This window comes from Paenibacillus sp. 32352 (assembly GCF_002042965.1).
In the GTDB taxonomy this organism is placed as follows: domain Bacteria; phylum Bacillota; class Bacilli; order Paenibacillales; family NBRC-103111; genus Paenibacillus_S; species Paenibacillus_S vulneris.
The window spans coordinates 136,884-153,338 of the sequence record NZ_MZNT01000006.1 but is presented as its reverse complement, the minus strand read 5'-3'; the positions used below and the strand labels follow the sequence as shown (position 1 = coordinate 153,338).

Below are 16,455 nucleotides of genomic sequence, written 5' to 3'. Positions count from 1 at the left end.
CCGCCTTTGAAGCCCGTGAAAATACCGCTAAATATAATGACATTTCACGGGTTTCAACAGCGGCCGGAGGGGCATATCCCACTGGACTATATTGGAAATAGTTCAAGCTCTATAGGTTTCTCGACAGACTCAGGAGCTGCAGAGAGCTCCTTTTTCCTTTGTGATGAGGCTAAACGAGGGGATGCCGAAGGTTATTTGACAACCGGCACATCGGTAATGGAAATGATATTCGCATCGATCAAAGGCGTAACGTCCAGAATGCGGCCTTTAGAGTCGATTTCGACGATTTTCATCACATAGCTTTTTCCATTAATTTCAAAATAGGCGTTATTTCCCGATCCCCCGCTGCTGCTTTTAATTCCCTTCTTGCTAAGCACATCCAGCAGGTCGAACAAATACACGCGAGTGACGCCATTCGTTGTTTTTGTCTCGCTATTGCTGCTCTTCTCCGGCTCTTGTTTGTTCTCCTGGGTGCTCTTCACCGATGAGGAATTCACGATTTTTATATCAGCCAGCGTTATAATTTTTGCCTCAAGCAAAGGAGTGACGTCCAGAATAAGGCCGTTCGAATCGCTGCCCATCGTCTTCAACGTGTATACCTTCCCATCGATTTCGAAGCTCGCCGTATCCCCCGAGCCGCCTCCTCTGTTTTTGATACCTTTGTTGGCGAAGGTGTTCAATAAATCGCTTAAATAGACCGGGTGCGTTTGTGCAGTGTCCGGTGTGCTTTTCTTCTCGGGCTCCGGCTTCGCCGCAGGAGGAGCAGGCGGAGTGACAGGCGTGCTGACAGGGGCCGTGAGTTCTATGGTGCGTGTCTCTTCTTGATAGACAAGTTCATAGCCTGTTAGCTTGGCCACTTCTCTAACCGGCAAATAGGCGGTTCCTTCGTATACGAGAGGAGTCGTCTCCAGCGGTTTTTCCGCGCCATTCACCTTGAACACGAATTTGGCGAATACCGCCTGGACCTGTTTTCCGATATCTTCCGACGACGCGAAAGCAGTTGCTGCTGATCCGATCAGCATTCCGGCAGTTAGACCGGCGATTAGTTTTTTCATTGCTTAACAGCTCCTGTTCTATATGGGTTTCCATAATGTGGACGAAGGCAAATGGGATAAAGTTACATATATTACAGGTTTTTTATAAAATAAAAATGAGGCTTTATCCTCGAAGCTGATTCAGATGCCTTGTTGGAGATCCGCATAATATCAAAAAAAGGGGACCGGCTAAAAGCACGGTCTCCCTTTGTATAAACCCACAGGATGAGCTGCAAGGCTTCTAGGGCCCTTTAGGAGAGGGTAACCTCCACACCCAAAGCGCTCAGCCGGTCCCAATAATCCGGGCAGGTTTTGGATACGCAGCCCGGATCGGCAATTCGGATGCCGTCCGCTTTGACGGCGATCAGCGACAGAGCCATAGCGACGCGATGATCGTCGTACGTATCAAGCAGGGTAGGCTGCGGCTTGCCCGGGTACACCGTCAAGCCGTCCGGGTGCTCCTCCACCCGGATGCCGAGCTTGCCGAGCTCGGTGCAGATAGCGGCAATCCGGTCGCATTCGTGATGCCGGATATGAGCTGCGTCTGTGAGCGTAATAGGGGCATCGGCGAAAGGAGCCAGCGCGGCGATCGTCAAGGTCTGGTCGGACCACCGCTTCATGCTGGCCGTGAACCCTCCCTTAAGCCGGGGGGTCCCGGCCACTTCGATGAACCCGTCTCCGCGGACAACGGTGCAGCCCATCCGTTCAAGCACGTCCAGGATCTCTATATCCGGCTGGCGGGTCCGGTCGGAAATGCCCTCGATGCGGACGCGTCCGTTCGTCTGTGCCGCTAACGACCAGAAGTAGCAGCACGTAGAGACATCCGGCTCCAGAGCCAGGGACTGGGCTTGATACTTGCCGGGCTGGACGAGGACGGATTGGCCGTCCGCCGACGGCTCTGCTTCGATGCCGAAGGCCCTCATCATATCGAGCGTCATTTCGACATAGTCACGCTGTACGACGGTGCCCTCGATTTGCACGGTCAACGGCTCGCGGGCATAGGGCGCCGCCAGAAGCAGCCCGCTGATGAACTGGCTCGAGACATTGCCGGCTATGCTGACGCCGCTCCCCCGAAGACCGTTCGCATGAAGGGTTAGCGGCAGCCTTCCCTGCTCCGCTTCATAGCGGATATCGGCGCCGAGCGCGGACAACGCATCCAGCAGCGGGGCGAGCGGTCTTTCGCTCAGCCGCGGATTGCCCTGCAGCTTCCACGTACCGCGGCCTGCCGCCAGCGCACCGGGCAAGAAGCGCGCGATGGTACCTGCCGCCCCGAAGTACAGCTCGCCTTCGCGGTTCGGCCAGTCTCCGCCCGTGCCATGAATGACGGCCGTCTCTTCCTCAACCTCGATGTGAACCCCAAGCTGACGCAAGCTTTCGATGCACCAGTACGAATCATCGCTTTTCAGAATCCCTTCAAGACGGGAGCTTCCTTCCGCCAGCGCCGCAATAATAAGTGCGCGGTTGGTCAGGCTCTTGCTTCCCGGGATGGTAATATTCGCCGTTATCGCCGATTGAGGCGGAACGATGCGAACCTCTTGCTTCCCCTTGCAGCGGGACCAAGGAGAGCGAGACTCCCGCCCGTGCGGCTGACCGATCGTATGTTCCATATTTCAACATCCCCTCTACATTGAATGCTTGATGTAATCTGATTATAATAGGGGAAATGAAATAGATGAAATTTCAATTTCTTTATAATGACATAGAGAGGACTTATATCATGATCAATCTGGAATGGTACCGCATTTTTTATCATACGGCGAAGGCGGGGAACCTGACCAAAGCGGCGCAGGAGCTGTACATCACACAGCCGTCCGTCAGCTATGCGATCAAGCAGATGGAGGAGACCTTAGGGGTCAAGCTGTTTCATCGGCAGTCCAAGGGCGTAAAATTGACGGTAGAGGGCCAGGCGCTGCTGGAATATGTGGAACCCTCCTTTTCTCTCTTGGATGCCGGAGAGGCCAAAATAAACAATCTCAAGCGGCTCACCGGAGGGGAGCTTCGCGTCGGCGCGAGCGATTCGCTGCTTAAGCATATGCTGCTTCCGCATCTGGATTCGTTCCACGCGGATTACCCGGATATACACATTCGGCTCTCACACGGCAAAACGCCGGATATTGTGCACAGACTCAAAGAAGGGCACATCGATTTCGGCATTGTTCATATGCCGATCGTCGACCCGATGCTAGAAGTGACGGCGCTCTCCGTCATTCAGGACTGCTTCGTAGCCGGCAAAGCCTACAAGGAGCTGGGGGAGCAGCCGTTGACGGCGGAGAAGCTCGGAACACTGCCGCTTCTGCTTCTGTCGCAGGGAAGCAGCACGCGCCGGTTCGTTGAGCAGTGGTTTGCCGGCCAGGGGGTTGCTGTTGAAGCGGATATTGAGCTCGGCAGCATTGATTTGCTGGTAGAGTTTGCCCGCCGAGGCTTTGGTGTCGCCTTCGTAACGCGTTCCTTCGTTCAGGATGAATTGGCGGCGGGCAGCCTGACCGAGCTCCGGACGACCGAGCCCGTTCCTTCCCGCTCGGTCGGCATAGCCATTCGTAAGGACATGCCTCTGTCGTTAGCGGCTTCGCAATTTCTTATGACGCTGCGGAGCGGGTTTCCGGCATGGAACGCTGCCCGGTAAGTCGTCCTTGTACATTAAAGGCCCGCTGCAGGTGATATCCGCATCGGGCCCTTATGATTTATTCCCCCGCCTTAGCCATGTAGCCTACCCCCGGGTAAGTGACGATCAGGCTGAGCTTCTCGTCGGCCTGCTTCAGCTTCTGGCGAATACGCGCTATCGCGACGCGCAAATATTCCACATCGTCGCGGTATTCGCTTCCCCAGATATCGCTTAGCAGCTGCTCGTGGGTCATGACCTTGCCGGCGTTTTGAAGCAGCAGAACGAACAGGTTGTATTCGGTTTCGGTGAACTTGATTTCGCTTCCGGCAAGCCAGGTCCTCCTTTGAGCCAGGTTCAGCGTCACGGGACCAAGACGAATCTCGCTGGAGCCTGCCGTCGCGGGCAGGGCCGTGCGTCCATCGATCCTTCGAAGCACCGCATTGACACGCGCGAACAGCTCGTCGAGAGAGAACGGCTTGGTCAAGTAATCGTCCGCACCTAGGTTTAGCCCCCGCACCTTATCGCTGGAATCGCTGCGCGCTGTCAGGATGATGACAGGTACATTGGAGAAGCTGCGCAGCCGCTCAAGCGCCTCGAAACCGTCCATCCCCGGCATCATGATGTCAAGCAGGAGCAGGTCCGGGTCAAAGCTGTCTATCATGTTCAGAGCCTCCGGCCCGCTGGCGCAGGCAGCGGTCTCATGGCCTAATGATTTCAGATTGGCGGAGATGAACCGAATTATCTTCGGCTCGTCATCCACGATGAGAATTTTATGCTTCTTCATGCCCATCTCCATTCTTCCATTCGTATTTGGGTACGGAAAGGGTAAAGACGCTTCCCGCACCCGGCGTGCTTTCGACGTGAATAGCTCCTCCATGGGCCTCGATGATGCCCTTGCTTATGGCGAGGCCCAGACCGGTTCCCCCCGTATGCCGGCTGGAGGATACGTCGACCCTGTAGAATCGGTCGAAAATATGCTCCAGATGCTCAGGCTCTATCCCGATGCCGTTATCCTGGACCCGGATGTGAACGAATCTGTCATCAGTGGTCGCGGATAGACGTATGACCGGCTGGCGCTGATTATAACGGATCGCATTGGTGAACAGATTGACGAGTACCTGCTCCAGCCGCAGTCTATCGGCAAAAAGCAGCGGCAAATCGTCGCCGAGCTCCAGCTCGAACGCGGCATGCAAGGCTCCGGTATGCTGAGGCATCCGCTCAATGGCGCTCTGTACGATGGACTGGACGCGTACAGGCTGCAGATGGACCCGCAGTGCCCCGGCCTCGATCTTGGAGATATCAAGCCACTCGTCGATCAGATCCTGAATGCGCCCGATATCCTCGCGGATTCCTTCCAGAAGCTCCTGCTTAAAGTCTTCATCCCAGGATGCGTCCGGCCGCAGGAGCGTTTCGACGCTGCCCCGAATGCTCGTGATAGGTGTCTTGAATTCGTGCGAAGCGAGAGAAATCAGATCGTTCTTGAGCGCATCGACCTCATGCTCCTTCGTAATATCGCGCCATACGTAGCCCCGGCCGAAGCTGTTCTCCCCGCTGGACACCTGAAAGGCGGCAACCGAGATAAAGCGCTCCTTGCCGCCGGTCCCTATCGCCTTGAATTTGGCGTGGGGCCGTTGCTTCTGTGTAAAAGAGGTCCAATCCTCGTCCGGCTCAGGCAGCAAACCCGTCATGACGTGGAACAATTCCTCTTCTGGCATTTCGAGCAGCTCCGTGGGCTTCAGTCCGAACATGTCCGTCATACGGCGGTTAAAGTAGACGACCCGCCGGTTTGTATCAATAAGCACTATCGCGTCCGACATGCTCTCGAGCACGGCGTTTAACGTCGCGTGCTCATGACGTATGCTGTCGAGCAGCATGTCATTTTGGACTAGAATGGCGATGGTTCCGGACAGCGTATGCAGAAACTTGCGGTCGCTGTCGCTTAAGGTGTCCGTATCGCTGTGTACGACCAATTCGCCGAGAGCCAGGCTGCCCGTTTGAATCGGGATGACGCTGACGCTCCGGTCCGCGTCGGGGACATCTGCCGAGGCTTGCGTTTCGTCCTCCCAGCCCTTAAACCGCCCCAAGCCGGAAGAGCCCGTGTGAGGGAACAGCCTCAGCTGGATTTCTTGATGAATCAGCCTGCGCAGTTGAACCATGCTATCTTCGATGACCTCGTTTGCGTTCTTCCGGGCAGGGACGGGAGTAAGGAGCGTATTGACGATCTCCAGCTCCTGGTTTTTGCGAAGAAGGCTCTGGGTCCGCTCGGCGACGCGGCGCTCCAGGTCGGCGTTCAGCTCGATGAGCGCACGCTGGTTCTCCTTGATTTGACCCGCCATCCGGGTGAAATGATCAGCCAGCATATGAAGCTCGTAAGGCACTCCGCGAGAGGTGATGGAGCGGTCAGGCTCGGGAAAGACCCCATCGGTTAGCCTTCGGGTATAGCCTACCAAGGCATGTATGGTATGGGTCAACCGTTTGGCCAATAGCGTGCCTACAATGACGGTCAGCAAGAGCGTGATGACCAGCAGCAGAAAGGTCGTTCGGAGCGAATCGGTAAAAGCGGCATTCACGGCCTTGTAGGACCTTGCTACCAGCACGGTCCAATCCAGATCGGGGATCGTCGTATAGCTTACAAGCTCGTCTGCGCGGTTGACGCCGGAGCGGTAGATTCCCTGTCCTTGCTTCTTTGCCCTGGCCTCTTGGACAGACGGTTCATTGGATAGATCGGTCAAGGAATCGGTCAGTTCCCCGTCAGGGTGGTAAATGGCTTTCCCACTGGCATCCAGCACGACAGGATAGGCATCGGTGCCGTAGTCATATTTGGTGACCAGCTGTGCTACAGCCTGCATATCCAGCACGCCGACGATGAGCCCGTCCCACTGCTTTTGCTCGTTATAGACAGGAGCTGCTATGGCTATGGCAGGTTTGTTCGCACCTTCGATACCGCGAAACAGCGGTGTGATAGTCGTTGACTCGGATGCTTTCACTTGATTAAAATAATCCCGATTCCTAACATCGATTCCGAACAGCGCCGGCTGCTGGCCGGATCCCGGGTCGGGGTATATCGAAGTAACGGCACCATTGCGATTCACAACGAACAGCCTTGAGAAGCTGGGCAGATTCGTTTTGACGGATTGCAGCTTCAGCGTCATGCTCTCGCGGGTCCGAAACGGCGGGCTGGACGCGCTGATGGTAGCCGCTACCGTCTCTACGGCATTGCGATGGTAGTAGGTGTAGGTCTGCACGGCGTCTGCCAGCCGATAGGTGGTCTGCATTTGCGTTTTATTATAATCATTCGTAATGTTTTTGATTTGCTGGACCTGGATGGTGCCAAGGACAAGGATGGGAATAAGGGCGACTATGGCAAACGTAATCGTCAGATGAAGCCGCATTGAGAGTCTTTTCACAGGTTCCTCCAAAAATTTTTTTCAAGTACCGCTTTACCCCTTTATTGTAGCATAAATGCAGTATTTTCAAGCGTCGAGCTCGTGTTACTTAAAGTGACAAATTAAATACGAATGAAGGAAATATTCTCGCATCAATTGTCAAATTAACAAAAAAAATATAAACTTATGTTAGTTAGGAAAAAAAGGAATTATAAAACGATATCCAGGAGGTACATCATTCAATGCTTGAGACAACTGTGACTGAAGAGAATCTTAACCCGTTTAAGATCGCCCAACGCCAAATTGAGAAGGCCGCTTCCCTGCTGCAGCTGCCTGAAGAAGTCGTAGAGATTTTGAAACAGCCGAAACGCGTGCTGTCTGTTACTTTCCCTGTCAAAATGGATAACGGCAAAGTAAAAGTATTCGAAGGCTACCGTTCCCAGCATAACGATGCAGTAGGACCTACCAAAGGCGGCATCCGTTTTCATCCGGACGTTACTTTGGATGAGGTTAAAGCTTTGTCCATGTGGATGAGCTTCAAGTGCGGCGTTGTCGGCTTGCCGTACGGCGGCGGTAAAGGCGGAGTCATCTGCGACCCTCGCGAGATGAGCAAAGGCGAGCTGGAACGTGTCAGCCGCGCTTTCATGGAAGCTATTCATGAGATCGTTGGTCCGGAAAAAGACATTCCAGCGCCAGACGTTTACACCACTCCGCAAATCATGGGCTGGATGATGGATACTTACAGCCGCTTGAGAGGTCATAACTCTCCAGGCGTTATTACAGGTAAACCGCTTATTATCGGCGGCTCCAAAGGCAGAAACGAAGCTACGGCCCGCGGCTGCGTATTTGCTATTCAAGACGCTCTGCACGATATGGGTAAAGCGACAGAAGGCGCTACGGTAGCTATTCAAGGCTTCGGTAATGCTGGCCGTATCGCTGCCCGCTTGCTGGCTGAGCTTGGCTGCAACATTGTAGCTGTCAGCGATTCCCGCGGTGCGATTTACGATCCGGAAGGCTTGGATTTGGCAAAAGTGGAGCGCTTGAAAGACCATTCCAACATTTTGGAATATGGCGATTCCCACATCATTCCTGCAAATCAATTGCTTGAGCTGGATGTAGATATCCTGGTTCCAGCAGCATTGGAGAACGTTATTACTTCCCACAATGCATCTCAAATTAAAGCAAGCATCATTGCAGAAGCGGCAAACGGACCTACTACACCGGAAGCGGACGCTATCCTGTTCGAAAAAGGCGTGAAGGTTATTCCTGACATCCTGGCTAATGCCGGCGGTGTAACCGTTTCTTACTTCGAATGGGTACAAAACCTGATGAACTACTACTGGAGCGAAGAAGAAGTAAACGGCAAGCTGAAAGTGGCTATGTCCGATGCTTATCGCGCCGTACAATCCTTGGCTACCCGTTACAAAACCGACCTGCGTACTGCAGCTTACATGATCTCCCTGGAGCGTATCTCCAAAGCGATGGAAGCTCGCGGCTGGGTATAATCGTTCTGCACTTATTATATATTATTTCAAGGCATCCCGTACCAGGGGTGCCTTTTTCCGTCCCGGGAGCCAGTCTAGGCATGTTATCCGCAGCTGCCTTATATACTAAAGTATTCAGACCATCACGGATCATGAGTAAAGAGGTGCTGCGAACATGCTTCACATTGTCGCTTGTATCAAACAGGTACCGGATACGAAGATCATCAAGATGAACCCGAAGACGAACACGATGGATCGGGCCAGTGCACCGGCGATTTTGAACCCGTATGATGCGCACGCGGTAGAAGAGGCGGTCCGCCTGAAGAGAAGGTATGGAGGCAAGGTTTCCGTATTGACGATGGGCCCTCCCCCGGCGGTGAAGGCCATCAAACGCTGCATAGAAATAGGAGCGGACGAGGGGTATCTGATTACCGACCGCGCGTTCGCCGGAGCGGACACGCTGGCAACCAGCTACTCGCTCACCAAAGCATTGGAGAAAATCGGGAAGACCGAGCCGATCGATCTGGTCATCTGCGGCAAGATGACGATTGACGGGGACACCGGACAGGTAGGGCCAGGTATTGCCCGCAGGCTGGACATCCCGCCTCTGACCTCGGTGAACAAGGTGGTGGAAATCAATAAAGATGGAGGCCATATCATCATTCACCGCAAGCTGGAGGACGGCTATGAGGTGATCCAATCGACACTGCCCTGCCTGCTCTCCGTAGAAAAGGATATCAACGAGGTCCCGTATTCCCCTCTTCCCAACGTCATCAAGGCGGCCCGGTACCAGCCTCACATATGGTCGGTTAACGACTTGGAGGATGTAGACCGCTCCCAACTGGGGCTGAAGGGGTCGCCGACCATCGTTTCCTCCGTATGGGCGCCCCAGAAGCCTCAAGGCGGGGAGCTGCTGGAGGGAACAGCAAACGAGCAGGTCGAGAGGCTGCTCGGTATTTTGCTAGAGCGCAAGGAATTGTTCCAGCTTGGGGGTGGAGCTTCGTGAGCTTTGAAGATTACCGTGGCGTCTGGGTGTTTATAGAGGAGAAGGACGGGGTTATAGCTCCGGTATCGCTGGAGCTGCTGGGTGCAGGAAGACGATTGGCCGATAAACGCGGAACAGAGCTTGCGGGAGTTTTGATCGGGGATCAGGTGAAATCGCTTGCCGCAACGGCCTTTGAGTACGGGGCAGACACGATGTATGTATATGATGCTCCTGTTTTCAAGCATTACCGGACCGAGACCTTTATGCGGGCATTACTCGATTGCACGCAAAAATATAAGCCGGAAATCATCCTGTACGGGGCGACTTCCACGGGGAAGGACCTGGCAAGTGCGGTTGCGACCGACCTGCCGACCGGGCTTACGGCCGATACGACCATTCTCGATGTAGAGGAGGATACGGGCTTGTTGCTCGCCAGCCGGCCGGCGTTCGGAGGCAACATTATGGCGACGATTCTTTGCAAAAAGTACCGTCCGCAGATGGCCACTGTCCGCCCGAAAGTCATGAAAGCGCTCCCCAGGGAGGTTGGCCGCACCGGCAAGCTGATCGAGGAAACGATCGCTCTTAAGGAAGAGGACGTAAGGACCAAGGTGCTGGAGATTGTCCGCGAGACGACTCACAAGGTGCGCATTGATGAAGCGGATATTATCGTGGCCGGGGGCAAAGGGCTCGGCAGCCCGAGCGGCTTCCAGCTCGTTCATCAGCTTGCCGATGCCTTAGGCGCAGCCGTCGGTGCCAGCCGGGATGTCGTCGAGGCGGGCTGGATCGAGCATCACCATCAGGTGGGGCAGACGGGGGTTACCGTCACGCCCAAAATTTATGTTGCTATCGGGATCTCGGGAGCGATTCAGCATATTGTCGGGATGCAGAATTCCGGCCTCATCATAGCGATCAACAAGGATCCGTCCGCTCCGATATTCCAGTCCTGCCACTATGGAATCGTTGGCGATGCCTTCGAGATCGTACCGTTGTTGATCGAGCAGTTCACCAAGGCACCGGGCAGAAAGGAGGACGGCTATGTCCGAAAAGTTTGATTGTATCGTCGTCGGGGCCGGGCCTGCGGGAATCGCCTGTGCCTATGAGCTTGCCAAAGCGGGGGTTAACGTGCTGCTGTTGGAGCGGGGCGAATATCCCGGCTCCAAGAACGTCATGGGCGGCGTCCTGTACCGCAAAATGATGGAGGATGTCATCCCGGGATTTTATAAAGAAGCGCCGCTCGAACGGCCCATCGTAGAGCAGCGGTTCATGATGCTCGACAAGGAATCCGCCGTCACCTTTGGCTATAAAGGGATGGAATGGGGGCGGGAGCCCTACAACAATTTTACTGTACTGCGCGCCAAGTTCGACCAATGGTTCGCTCAAAAAGCCGTCGATCAGGGTGCTCTGCTGATTAACGAGACGGTAGCGCTGGAATGTATCGTAGAGGATGGGCGGGTCATAGGGGTCCGCACGGACCGACCGGATGGAGATATTTACGCTGATGTGGTCGTACTGGCCGATGGTGTCAACTCGCTGCTGGCCAAGTCGCTAGGATTTCACAAGGAGTTCAGGCCTGATGAAGTGGCGTTGGCGACCATGGAGATCATCAAGCTGGACCGCAAAGTCATCGAAGACCGCTTCAACCTGGAGGAAGGCCAGGGCTGCACGATCGAGCTGTTCGGCGACGCGACGAAGGGGATTCTGGGCACCGGCTTCCTGTACACGAATAAAGATACGCTAAGCATAGGCGTCGGCACACTACTGTCCGGGCTCATCAAGCATAAAATAAAACCATATGAGCTGCTCGAATATGTCAAGCAGCATCCGATGATACGACCGTATTTGCAAGGAGGGGAGCCGCAGGAATATTTGGCCCATCTTATCCCGGAGGGAGGCTACTACTCGATGCCGAAGGTGGTCGGTAACGGGGTCCTTGTCGTCGGGGACGCCGCACAGCTCGTGAATGCGATTCACCGCGAAGGCTCGAATATGGCGATGACATCGGGACGCTTGGCGGCAGAGACGATAGTGATGGCGAAGCAAGCGGGCAATTTCTCCGAAGAGATGCTCGATCATTACCGGCAGCGGCTGATGGAAAGCTTCGTCGGAGAGGATTTGAAGAAATACAAGGATTCTACGCATCATTTTGATAAATTCCCGCAATATTTCGAGGAATACATCCCGATGATGAACCGTGCGGCCAGCCAAATGTTCACGGTGGACGGTACCTCGAAGCGGGAGAAGCAAAAGAAAATATGGCGTGACATCGGCACCGTCAAGCAAAAGCTGAAAATAGCGCGGGATATGTACCGGGCATGGAAGGTGATCAAGTAATGAGCGATCAGGCGAAAGGCCAGTCCATCGAAGAAAAGCAGTATCTTCTGCGCTTTAACGCGGATACGAAGTCTCATCTTACCGTCTTGGATGCGGATACCTGTTTGACGAAGTGCCCGGATAAAATATGCACGATCTTCTGCCCGGCAGAGGTGTACAAATGGGAGGAGATCCGGATGCATGTCGGCTATGAGGGCTGTCATGAGTGCGGCAGCTGCCGTATCGGCTGTCCCCACCAGAATATCAAATGGGAATACCCGAAAGGTGGTCACGGAATCGTCTTTAGACTGGGGTGATCCTTATGCTGTTTGAGGTTGGAGACCGGGTTGTGTTTAAGCTCGATGGAGCTCGGGGCATTATTGTGGAAGCGGAGCAGGGCATATATCACATCATATGGGAGGATCATTTCAGCAGCTGGGAGAAGGAAGAGGCGCTCGAGAGAGTGAGGGATTAAGGTTTACCGTGAGGGCGATCAAAGGGCCGTGCCGGAGCAGCTGTCGCTGCCAGGTGGCCCTTTTACTTTTATAATGTGCCAACCTGAGCGGCCGAAGGGTACTTAAAAAGTTTTGATCAGGCTTACACGAATGACATCGTCCCAGATCGGCCCGCGCCGTACTTCTCTGTAGCCTAGCTTCCGGTTGAGCTCGATCACATGTTCATACTGGGTATGAGTATAGATAAGGTTAATCCCCCTGCTGCGTGCTTCCTCCTCAAGCTTGCACTTTAGCCGGGTTGCCAATCCCTGTCGTCTGTATTCAGGCTCCACCCAAAGGTTGAAAATTTCAATGAATCGTCCGTCCTCCTGAAATAAGCCCCGGTCCAGCTCATGATAGATAGTCTTCCAAGGGTACTCTTGATCCCGGTTAGCAACGGAATACATGATGGCAGCTGCTTGTTTCCCGGCAGCCTCATCATCCAGGATCCATGCGCCGCGATCGGAGCTGGACACGAATTTGGATATTTTCTCCTGATGCAGCCTCATTTCTTCTGCGGACAGAGAACTCGTGTTAAAGAAGCTGACTTCGTCCTTTAAGTCGATGCGGACCAAATAATCGAGATCGGACGGAATGGCCTTTCGCATACGCACCAAACAGATGCACCTCAAAATTATAATGGCTTCAGCGAACATAAGCGGTGACATGGTTCAAGCTTTCTATGTCTTTGGGGGCTATTTTTAAAGTGGCGGTCGCTATCCCTGTTCCCCCGTAAACATATGGATAACGCTGGATGCCTCTATCGATAATAGTCGGCAAGCCGTGCCCTATTAAGGGAACGCTTCCCACCGCATATCCGGTCCTTTCCAGTACCTCTTTGGGCTTGGCCAGCTTAAGCTCCTCCCCGCCTGGGACAACAGCCTTGATTTCCTCGAAGTCCACTTTTCCGTAATCCCCGGACAGGATCAAAGCGTATAGGGTTGTCCCCGATTGCAGGATCAGGGTCGGCGCCGTCTGACCAAGCTCGATACCGAAATAATCGGCTCCGTCTTGAGCGGATCGTATAGGCTCGGGATGGTGAATGATTTCAAAATCCGCTTGCTGCTCCGTTAAAATGCGGGATAGTTTCTCCATAAGGGCCGCTCCTGTCAATTCTTTATTTTATAGGTTTAATGCAACGATTCCCGCAATACCTGCAAGAGAGAGCATGGCTCCTCCGAAACGGGTCGATACGATATACACCTTCGATGGTTCTGTCGCATCATTCGATTTCCAGCTTTCGGTTAGGGTCCAGATGATAGAAGGCTTGCAGATCATGAAAACGCCCAGCAGAATAAGCAGCACTGAAAGTACCATTCAGTTGTCTCCTTTCGTCAGGGATAACCATAGTGTAGAGACGGATGCGATTGCGTTCAGCAGGTGCATCTCATGTTATAGGTGGTATGAATTAATGTATTCGTGAAAAGAAGCCGGTTTCCTTTTTATTGGAAAAAGAGGGATTGTACAGGTTTGCCATTATATGCGGATAGGATTGACAAATGTTCGTCTTTTCACCCATAAACCGAACTTTGATTGGATCGGAGGACCGATTTTTGCAAAAAATACGAATGAAGGGTTGAATAGTCCTTGACAACGGTAGTGATTTGCTTTACCATTCGTAGTGGCAATGAAATAGGGCTTACATTAATCACTGTTCGTATATCTTCGGCGATATGGGCTGAAGGTCTCTACAAGGAACCGATAATTCCTGACTACGAGTGGGCGGGCTTTCCGCATCCATTCGGGGTTGGGATTTTTTTATGCGCAGTGGAGCAAACTGATTCCAAAAGGATGGCGGAGTTTTCCAAATGCATGGAGCAGCCGAACAGTCTGCTTTTCTTGTGCTGGGGAACGGGTATGCCCGATAAAGGCTGGCATAAACTTTCTTAACTGTGGAGGGACAAGAACATGAGCAAGCGTTACGACGTCATTATTGTTGGAGCCGGACCGGCAGGGATTTTTGCCGCATATGAATTGCTGTTGAAAGCGCCGCACTTGAAGGTGCTGTTAATTGATAAAGGCCATGATATCGACAGCCGCCGCTGTCCGATCCTGGAGGAGAAGATCAAGCTGTGCCCGCCGGCTGCGGGGAAAAAGGAGTTTGCAGGCTGTCTGCCTGCCTGTTCCATTACAGCCGGGTTTGGCGGCGCGGGAGCCTACAGTGACGGCAAATTTAACATCACGACGGAGTTCGGCGGCTGGCTCACGGACTATTTGGCGCCGTCGCAGGTGCTGGATTTGATCCAATACGTCGACCGGATTAACCTGAAGCACGGGGCCCCGGAAACGATTACCGATCCCATGACGGAGGTCGTCCGTTCAATTGAGCAGCGCGGCTACGCGGCGGGCTTGAAGCTGCTGCGCGCGCAGGTGCGCCATCTGGGCACAGAGAAAAACCTGGAAATTCTCCAATCGATCAATCAATACCTGAAGCAGCATATCGATATGCTGTATAAGACGGAAGCAGCCGATATATTGACCGTAAAAGAAAACGGCAGCCACCGGGCCGCCGGCGTCGTCCTGAAGAACGGCGAGGAGATCGAAGCCGATTATGTCATCATCGCCCCGGGCCGTGACGGATCGGCCTGGCTGACGGATATTTTGAAAAAACGCCGGATTCCCATGTTCAACAACCAAGTCGATGTCGGTGTCCGCGTAGAGACGTCCGATGTCGTCATGCGCGAAATAAACGAGCATTTGTATGAAGGCAAATTTATTTATAACACTTCGGTCGGAACGCGCGTTCGTACGTTCTGCAGCAATCCTTCCGGCCATGTCGTGGTTGAGAATCACAGCGGTGTTATGGCGGCTAACGGTCATGCTTACAAAGACCCGGCGCTTGGCTCCACCAATACGAACTTTGCGCTGCTTGTTTCGCACCGGTTCACGGAGCCGTTCGATAAGCCTAACGAATACGCTAGAGAAATATGCAAACGGGCTAACGATTTGTCGAATGGCGGCGTTATCGTCCAGAAGTATGGGGATATTATTCGCGGACGGCGGTCTACCGAAGGGCGTATCAAGGAAGGCTTCCTTGAGCCGACGCTCAAGGAGGCGGTTCCCGGAGATTTGGGGCTGGTGCTGCCTTACAACACAATGAAGAGCTTGATCGAGATGGTAGAAGCATTAGATAAAGTGACGCCGGGAATTGCCTCGGAGCATACGTTGTTTTATGGCGTGGAGGCTAAGTTTTATTCGGCCCGGCCGAAGCTGAGCATGCATTTGGAGAGTGAAATTGCCGGCCTGTACTGCGGCGGTGACGGGGCGGGGGTAACAAGGGGCCTCGCTCAAGCGGGTGCGGCCGGTGTATGGATTGCCCGTTCGATTGTGGAACGGACAGGAAGCAAATAAGAATTGAGAGTCGGAGTCCAGGGTGCCTGGGAATCCGGCTCTTTTTGCTGGTTGGGGAAGGTAAAGAGAGGCTAGGTCCATGCCCCGAGTAGGATTAAACCGTTGTATCTGGTGGGAGGTTTGATTCTCCTATGCCGAATAAGACATCGGGATCCTGCCTGATGTCTTAACAGCGTCTCTATTTTTTTGCCGCCTGTGTCAGGGTGCTACGGGCTTTCATAGAAAGGAGAAATAACGGTCGGAATGATCGATCAGATAAGAGCGTTCGAGTCCGTTACATACTTCACTTTGACGGGAGAAGAGGCGGCCGCCCTGGCATTGTGAGGCCAGGTCCATCAGCGATGCTTTGCCTGCCGTATATCGTTCCAGCCCCCAATCCGAATGGTGCTCATGAACGAAATGAATGGCGTCGGCTACAGGAGCACCCTTTAATTTTCCGAATACGGATGCCCATTTAATAAAATCAAATTGCGGCTCTCCGACGGGCAGCGCGCAGAGTCCCCAACCGTTGACCCCGGAGCTGGAGATTTTCAATAGGCAGGCGGTACGATCTTGTGCAGCAGCTGCTCCCTGGATCGTCTGGTATGCCAGCCGGTCAAGCTGGAACAGTTCGATGGATCGGATAGAGGACTCCCTGATCCTGGAATGGTTCAAATCCAGTTCGGTATCGACGGGATGGGGCATAGACAAAATACACTCCTTTTTAGTTCAGATCGTTGTATCAGCGGCGGTCGCTCTATGAAAAGAAGCCCCGAATAGAGAACTCTACTCGCGGGCTTCCTATGAGGTTGTTGAACCGTATTCTACGA

Annotated in this window: 16 protein-coding genes and 1 riboswitch; of the genes, 8 read left to right on the top strand and 8 right to left on the bottom strand. The window is 53.6% G+C overall.

Annotated elements, in window-relative coordinates; all coding sequences use genetic code 11:
- Nucleotides 1-191: 191 nt before the first annotated feature.
- Nucleotides 192-1,055, bottom strand: coding sequence for a stalk domain-containing protein (locus tag B1728_RS15835; RefSeq protein ID WP_079911206.1), 864 nt, complete (start codon nt 1,053-1,055; stop codon nt 192-194).
- Nucleotides 1,056-1,285: 230 nt separating this feature from the next.
- Nucleotides 1,286-2,641, bottom strand: coding sequence for a 3-phosphoshikimate 1-carboxyvinyltransferase (gene aroA / locus B1728_RS15830; RefSeq protein WP_079911205.1), 1,356 nt, complete (start codon nt 2,639-2,641; stop codon nt 1,286-1,288).
- A 110-nt stretch (nt 2,642-2,751) separates the two neighbouring features.
- On the opposite strand from aroA, the gene B1728_RS15825 reads away from it, so the two are divergent.
- A complete protein-coding gene (locus B1728_RS15825) occupies nt 2,752-3,657 on the top strand; it encodes a LysR family transcriptional regulator (RefSeq protein ID WP_079911468.1) in 906 nt (301 codons plus the stop codon).
- Nucleotides 3,658-3,715: 58 nt separating this feature from the next.
- On the opposite strand, the gene B1728_RS15820 is transcribed toward B1728_RS15825, so the two are convergent.
- A complete protein-coding gene (locus B1728_RS15820; protein ID WP_079911466.1) occupies nt 3,716-4,420 on the bottom strand; it encodes a response regulator transcription factor in 705 nt (234 codons plus the stop codon).
- Nucleotides 4,407-7,043, bottom strand: a complete 2,637-nt coding sequence (locus B1728_RS15815) for a sensor histidine kinase (RefSeq protein WP_144027889.1) — start codon at nt 7,041-7,043, stop codon at nt 4,407-4,409. The genes B1728_RS15820 and B1728_RS15815 overlap by 14 nt, the downstream gene beginning before the upstream one ends.
- A gap of 221 nt (nt 7,044-7,264) precedes the next feature.
- Between B1728_RS15815 and B1728_RS15810 the strand changes: the two genes are divergently transcribed.
- The 6 genes from B1728_RS15810 to B1728_RS36305 all read left to right on the top strand — a co-directional run bounded on the left by B1728_RS15810 (nt 7,265) and on the right by B1728_RS36305 (nt 12,276).
- The gene (locus B1728_RS15810) at nt 7,265-8,527 is read left to right on the top strand and encodes a Glu/Leu/Phe/Val family dehydrogenase (RefSeq protein WP_079911203.1); all 1,263 of its coding nucleotides are present in this window, start codon (nt 7,265-7,267) and stop codon (nt 8,525-8,527) included.
- A gap of 154 nt (nt 8,528-8,681) precedes the next feature.
- On the top strand, nt 8,682-9,512 hold the full coding sequence (locus B1728_RS15805) for an electron transfer flavoprotein subunit beta/FixA family protein (protein ID WP_079911202.1): 831 nt from the start codon (nt 8,682-8,684) through the stop codon (nt 9,510-9,512).
- A complete protein-coding gene (locus tag B1728_RS15800) occupies nt 9,509-10,543 on the top strand; it encodes an electron transfer flavoprotein subunit alpha/FixB family protein (protein ID WP_079911201.1) in 1,035 nt (344 codons plus the stop codon). The genes B1728_RS15805 and B1728_RS15800 overlap by 4 nt, the downstream gene beginning before the upstream one ends.
- Nucleotides 10,527-11,822 (top strand): FAD-dependent oxidoreductase, encoded by a 1,296-nt coding sequence (locus B1728_RS15795; RefSeq protein WP_079911200.1) that lies wholly within the window; start codon nt 10,527-10,529, stop codon nt 11,820-11,822. Before B1728_RS15800 ends, B1728_RS15795 begins: the two co-directional genes overlap by 17 nt.
- On the top strand, nt 11,822-12,118 hold the full coding sequence (locus B1728_RS15790; protein ID WP_179136039.1) for a ferredoxin family protein: 297 nt from the start codon (nt 11,822-11,824) through the stop codon (nt 12,116-12,118). The genes B1728_RS15795 and B1728_RS15790 overlap by 1 nt, the downstream gene beginning before the upstream one ends.
- 5 nt (nt 12,119-12,123) lie before the next feature.
- Complete coding sequence (locus B1728_RS36305; protein WP_179136029.1) at nt 12,124-12,276, top strand: hypothetical protein; 153 nt, start codon at nt 12,124-12,126, stop codon at nt 12,274-12,276.
- Between the two features lie 102 nt (nt 12,277-12,378).
- On the opposite strand, the gene B1728_RS15785 is transcribed toward B1728_RS36305, so the two are convergent.
- From B1728_RS15785 to B1728_RS15775, 3 genes are read right to left on the bottom strand one after another with little or no spacing between them, the layout of a single operon-like run.
- Nucleotides 12,379-12,903, bottom strand: a complete 525-nt coding sequence (locus tag B1728_RS15785) for a GNAT family N-acetyltransferase (RefSeq protein ID WP_256865386.1) — start codon at nt 12,901-12,903, stop codon at nt 12,379-12,381.
- Nucleotides 12,904-12,940: 37 nt separating this feature from the next.
- Nucleotides 12,941-13,390 carry an aminoacyl-tRNA deacylase gene (locus tag B1728_RS15780; RefSeq protein WP_079911197.1) on the bottom strand — a complete coding sequence of 150 codons (450 nt, stop codon included), beginning with the start codon at nt 13,388-13,390 and terminating at the stop codon, nt 12,941-12,943.
- A gap of 27 nt (nt 13,391-13,417) precedes the next feature.
- Entirely contained in the window at nt 13,418-13,612 is a 195-nt protein-coding gene (locus B1728_RS15775; RefSeq protein ID WP_079911196.1) for a DUF6199 family natural product biosynthesis protein, read from the bottom strand.
- Nucleotides 13,613-13,930: 318 nt separating this feature from the next.
- Nucleotides 13,931-14,030: riboswitch (purine riboswitch) on the top strand.
- A gap of 173 nt (nt 14,031-14,203) precedes the next feature.
- On the opposite strand from B1728_RS15775, the gene B1728_RS15770 reads away from it, so the two are divergent.
- Nucleotides 14,204-15,646 (top strand): NAD(P)/FAD-dependent oxidoreductase, encoded by a 1,443-nt coding sequence (locus B1728_RS15770; protein ID WP_079911195.1) that lies wholly within the window; start codon nt 14,204-14,206, stop codon nt 15,644-15,646.
- Between the two features lie 216 nt (nt 15,647-15,862).
- Here the strand turns inward: B1728_RS15770 and B1728_RS15765 are convergent, their stop codons facing one another.
- A complete protein-coding gene (locus B1728_RS15765; RefSeq protein WP_144027888.1) occupies nt 15,863-16,336 on the bottom strand; it encodes a hypothetical protein in 474 nt (157 codons plus the stop codon).
- Between the last annotated feature and the right edge of the window lie 119 nt (nt 16,337-16,455).